Source organism: Frankia sp. CoBUL1, from assembly GCF_978021245.1.
Window position 1 is genome coordinate 9912 of sequence record NZ_CDXDOS010000004.1, and the last position, 4261, is coordinate 14172.

At 71.2% G+C, this 4261-nt stretch carries 4 protein-coding genes; all 4 read right to left on the reverse strand.

Annotated elements, in window-relative coordinates; genetic code table 11:
- On the reverse strand, window positions 1–674 hold a 674-nt coding region (locus AC08OX_RS01105; RefSeq protein WP_476606075.1), incomplete at its 3' end, for a CDP-alcohol phosphatidyltransferase family protein.
- Complete coding sequence (locus AC08OX_RS01110) at window positions 664–2217, reverse strand: MiaB/RimO family radical SAM methylthiotransferase (protein ID WP_476606076.1); 1554 nt, start codon at window positions 2215–2217, stop codon at window positions 664–666. The genes AC08OX_RS01105 and AC08OX_RS01110, both read right to left, overlap by 11 nt.
- 4 nt (window positions 2218–2221) lie before the next feature.
- Window positions 2222–3091, reverse strand: a complete 870-nt coding sequence (locus AC08OX_RS01115) for a helix-turn-helix domain-containing protein (protein WP_476606077.1) — start codon at window positions 3089–3091, stop codon at window positions 2222–2224.
- A gap of 105 nt (window positions 3092–3196) precedes the next feature.
- Window positions 3197–4261: DNA translocase FtsK (locus AC08OX_RS01120; protein WP_476606078.1), on the reverse strand; the 1065-nt coding region annotated here is incomplete at its 5' end.

Consider the following 4261-nt stretch of genomic DNA (forward strand, 5'->3'; position numbering starts at 1 on the left):
CCCCTCGGCGGGGTGACATCGCCGGGATCCCGCGAGGCCCGCCGCCGCAGCGTGAGAGCTCGACAGACGTAATCGATCCCGGTGACCATGGCGACCACCACGCCGGCCGCGAGAATCACGGCCCGGCTCGTGGCGGCAACGCCCGCCAGCGGAAGCACGTAGAGACCGATCGCGACGTTCAGCAGCAGGGTCTTGGCCTTGCCCCCACGGCTCGCCGCGATCACCCCGAAGCGGATCACCCACAAGCGCAGGAGGGTGACGCCGACCTCCCGCAGGAGGATCAGTGCGGTGACCGGCCAGGGCAGCTCGCCGAGCACGGACAGCGAGATCAACGCGGCACCGGTCAGTGCCTTGTCGGCGATCGGATCGACCAGGATGCCGAAGTCGGTGACGAGGTGCCAGCGGCGGGCGATGGAGCCGTCGATCTGGTCGGTCACCGCAGCCACCGCATAGGCGCCGAAGGCGGCGTACCGCCAGGTGTGCCCGTCGGGCCCGGCGAACAGGAAGGGCACGAAGACCGGCACCAACACCAGCCGCGCGATCGTCAGCAGGTTGGCGACGTTGACCACCGGGGCCGCGGGGACCACCGGGGCAGAAACGGGCTCCGCGGGGAGCTGCGACGGCCCTTCGCCGCGCTCCCCCTGGCGTCGGCGCCCGACGCTGTCACGTCCCATCCGCGACGCCCCGGCCCACGAGGGCCGCCGCCCGATCCGGCGTCGGCCGCGCGACCGCGGCCGTGAGACGGGCCCGATCGAGCACCGCGGTGAACTCCGCGATCAGATCGACACCCTCGGTGGCGACCACCCGGGCCTCGACGAGATCCCCCACCCCGAGGAGCTCCGGCCCGTCATCCGCCGCGCCGCCCGGGGACAGTCGCACGACGCACCCGCCGTCGACCTCCGCCTGCTGGTGGGCGGCGCAGCCGGTGGCCAGACCACCGGCGACCTCCTCCACCAGGACCTGTACCCGGGAGCCGATCCGCGCGTCCGCCCGGGCGGCGGTCAGCTGCTCGACGAGGTCGGTGACGCGTACCCGGCGGCGCTCGATCAGCTCATCGGGGATCTTGTCCGTCAGCCCGGCGGCCTCGGTGCCCTCCTCGTCGGAGTAGCCGAACACGCCGACGGCGTCGAGCTCGGCGGCCTCGAGGAACTCCGCGAGGATGTCGACATCCTCGGGGGTCTCCCCCGGGAACCCGACGATGACGTTGGATCGCGCCCCCAGGTCGGGCGCCAGCGCGCGGGCGCGGGCGAGCAGGTCGAGGAAGTGCCCACTGCCGCCGAAGCGGCGCATCCGGCGCAGCACCGGCGGGCTCGCGTGCTGGAAGGACAGATCGAGATAGGGCGCGAGGCCCGGAGTGGTCAGCAGCACCTCGAGCAGCGACGGACGCATCTCGGCGGGCTGCAGGTAGACCGTGCGCACCCGGACAATGCCCGACACCGCCGCGAGTTGCGGCAGCAGCTTCTCCAGCGCACGCAGATCCCCGAGGTCCTTGCCGTAGGAGGTGGAGTTCTCGCTGACCAGGACCAGCTCGCGGGCACCCTGACCGGCCAGCCATTCGGCCTCGGCGAGCACGTCGTCGGGTGACCGCGAGACGTGGGAGCCGCGGAACGACGGGATCGCGCAGAAGGCGCAGCGCCGGTCACAGCCGCTGGAGATCTTCAGGACGGCGACCGGCCCGGTCGTTAACCGCCGGCGCAGCGGAACGGCTCCGGTGGACACCGCGCCCGGCGGGAGAGCGGGGGCGGCCCGGTCCAGCGGGGTGATCGGCAGCATCGTCCGCCGGTCACGCGGGGAGTGCGCGGGCACCGGGGTACCGGCCAGCACGGCCGCGAGGTGCGTGGCGATGTTCGGATAGGCATCGAATCCGAGGACCGCGTCCGCCTCGGGCAGACTCTCGGCGAGCTCGGTTCCGTAACGCTCGGCCAGGCAGCCCACGGCCACCACCGCGCGCGGACCCGGACCGGCGCCGTCCGCGGGACCGGATGGAGCGCCACCGGCCCGCAGGTCGTCCGCCGCAAGCAGAGCGTCGATGGAGTCCTTCTTCGCCGCGTCGACGAATCCGCAGGTGTTGACGAGCACGGCGTCGGCATCGGCGGCGTCGGAGACGAGCTCCCACCCGTCCGCGCCAAGCCGGGCGGCCAGCTCCTCCGAATCCACCTCGTTCCGGGAACAACCGAGCGTGATCAGAGCTACCCGGCGATGGAGGCGTGTGGACACCAGGTCAGGCTACCGGGACCGGCGCGGGCGTTGGCGCGGCCACGAGACCGCTACGCTGTTCGTCGCCGACCTCGCAGGCGCCGGAGGCTGCGGCGCTCACCCGGATCGTCACGACCTGCCCGAGCCCGCCCGGCGCCCCGAGGCTCCTGCCGTTGCACGACACATCGACCGCACCGGCATTGCCCGCCCTGATGTGCAGGGCCCCCGACGCCGTCACCGTCCGGCTGTCGCCGGACTGCAGGAGCTGGGAGAGCAGGACATGCTCGGCGTCGTCGCGCACCTCCAGCCAGCTCTGCGCGTCGCGTACCGTCAGGACGACGTTCACCCCTGCCGGCGCGGGCGTGGTCACGGTGGGAACGGCCGGGCTCGTCGAGACCGGCGGGACGCTCACGGTCGGAGTGAGCCCCACGGCCCCGCCCGGCCCCGGCGCGGCCCTGTCGTCCGAGGAACCGGAGGAACCTGGCAGCAGCAACGCGAGAGCCGCGATGACGCACACCACGACCAGCGAAACGATCATTGCCGGCCCCCACCGGAACCCGCCGCGCAGCCGGCGGGACCCCCCGCGCAGCGGATCGAACTCGGCCGAGGGGATAATCATCAATGGGCCGGTCTGGTGCTCGTGCGAGGCGTCGTAAGCCGCCAGCACCCACCCGGGATCGAGCCCGAGGGTGGTGGCGATGCTGCGCAGATGCCCACGGGCATACACCGTGCCGCCGCACTGCGAGAAGTCGTCCCGCTCGATCTGATCGATCAGACCCGCCCTGACCCGGGTGCGCTCGCTGACCTGGGAGACCGTGAGACCGCGGTCACGCCGCGCCGCGGCCAGGATGGACCCGACGCTGTCCCGCGGCTGCGGATCGTCCGCGGACTGCATGAGCGAACCTCCGCAATCGTCTTTTCCGCCTACCGTGGGCGCGAGGCCTTCAGTTTACGGTGCCCCCCCGGCGCTGAAAGCGGGGACATTCCGCCGGAGGCTTCCTCATCCGTTACGCAGGGTTGTGAGCAAACCCTCCAACTCGTCCGGCATGACCAGCACGTCACGCGCCTTCGATCCCTCACTTGCGCCGACGATGCCCCGGCTCTCCATCAGGTCCATCAGCCGCCCGGCCTTCGCGAACCCGACCCGCAGCTTGCGCTGCAACATCGAGGTGGAGCCGAACTGCGTGCTCACCACGAGCTCAACGGCCTGCAGGAAGAGCTGTAGATCGTCTCCGATCTCCTCGTCGATCTCCTTCCTGGCCTCGCCGCCGGCGTCGAACACGTCCTCCCGGAACGCCGCCGGCGCCTGTTCCTTCGTGTGGTCGACGATGGCCGCGATCTCGTCCTCGGAAACGAAGGCACCCTGGATACGGGCGGGTTTACCCGCTCCCATCGGCAGGAAGAGCGCGTCCCCCAGGCCGACGAGCTTCTCCGCGCCGGCCTGGTCGAGGATCGTCCGGCTGTCCGCCAACGACGCCGTCGCGAAGGCGAGCCGGGACGGCACGTTCGCCTTGATCAGGCCGGTCACCACGTCGACGGAGGGCCGCTGGGTGGCGAGCACCAGGTGGATGCCCACCGCCCGGGCCATGGCGGTGATCCGGCAGATGGCGTCCTCGACGTCGCGCGGCGCCACCATCATCAGGTCGGCGAGCTCGTCGACGATGGCCAGGATGTAGGGGTAGGGCACGTAGACACGTTCGGATCCCGGCGGGGCGGCGATCTCGCCGTTGCGCACTTTGCGGTTGAAGTCGTCGACGTGACGCACCCCGCACGCGGCCAGGTCCTCGTACCGGTTCTCCATCTCCTTCACGACCCATTGCAGCGCATCGGCCGCCTTTTTGGGATTCGTGATGATCGGCGTGATCAGATGGGGAATACCCTGATAGTTCGTCAGCTCGACCCGCTTGGGGTCCACCAGCACCATGCGCACCTGGTCAGGGGTGGCCCGGGCCAGCACCGAGGTGATGAGGGTGTTGATACACGTCGACTTGCCGGCTCCGGTCGCCCCGGCGATGAGGATGTGCGGCATCTTGGCCAGGTTGGCGAGCGCGTAGCCGCCCTCGAT